Below are 1,050 nucleotides of genomic sequence, written 5' to 3' on the forward strand. Positions count from 1 at the left end.
TGCCGGCGCGGCAGGCGCCACGACAAACGCCGCCGCGACGGGCGCGGCAGCCGGTTCGGCGGGCGAAGCCACCGGCACGGCCGGGGCCGCCGGGGCCACCCCCAGCCGCTCCGCCATCGCCGCGCCGTGTTCGTTCACGCAATAGCTGGCGAGCTCGTCGAGCGTCGGATACTCGAAAAACAGCGTCGGCGTGGCGTCGAGGTCGAAACGATCGTTCAGTGCGTTGGCGAATTGCGTGAAGCTGATCGAGTCGAAACCGTACTCGCTCAGCTCGGTATCGGCGGACAGATCCTCGAGCGGCACCTTCAGTTGCTGCGCCACCGCGCGCATCAGCGCGGCCAGCACACGCTGGCGCAACTCGCCCGTATCGACAGCCGCCGCCGGCGCGACCTGCGCCTGCGTGACGGCGGCGGGTGCGGATGCAGATGCAGATGCAGATTCGGATACGAAGCGCGGCAGGGCCGGCGCGGCCAGGATGCGTTCGCGCAGGCGCGCGGGGTCGCCGGTCAGCACCAGCACCTGCGGCGCATCGCCGGCCACGATCGCCGACAGCGCGGCAAGGCCGGTGCGGGTCGCGAGCGGCGTCAGCCCGGCCGTCTTCTTCATCAGCGTGAGCGTGGCGGCGTCGAGTTGCATGCCGCCGTCCTGCCAGAGCGGCCAGTCGATCGCGACCGTGCGGCCATGGCACCGGCCGGCGCGCCGCCGGGCCTCGCGCACGGCGGCGAAATCGTCGAGAAACGCATTGGCGGCCGCGTAATCGGCCTGCCCGGGATTGCCGAGCGCGCCCGCGATCGATGCGAACAGCACGAAAAAGTCGAGCGGCGCGGTACCAAGCGCGCGATCGAGATTGACGACGCCGGCCACCTTGGGCGCCAGCACGCCGGCCACGCGGGCCGGCACTTTCTGCAGCAGCGCGCCGTCGTCGAGCTGGCCCGCCGCATGCACCACGCCGTCCAGACGGCCGAAACGCCGCCGAATGCCGTCCACCAGTTGCTCGGCCGCGCGCGCATCGCTCGCGTCGGCGGCCTCGCAGATCACGCGGCCGCCGCG

General features: G+C 72.3%; 1 protein-coding gene. It reads right to left on the reverse strand.

What is annotated here, in order from left to right; translation table 11 throughout:
* A partial coding sequence (locus G3N92_RS34425) for a beta-ketoacyl reductase (RefSeq protein ID WP_206131926.1) occupies nt 1-1,050 on the reverse strand: 1,050 nt, incomplete at both ends.

Source organism: Burkholderia sp. Ac-20379 (assembly GCF_017104645.1).
In the GTDB taxonomy this organism is placed as follows: domain Bacteria; phylum Pseudomonadota; class Gammaproteobacteria; order Burkholderiales; family Burkholderiaceae; genus Burkholderia.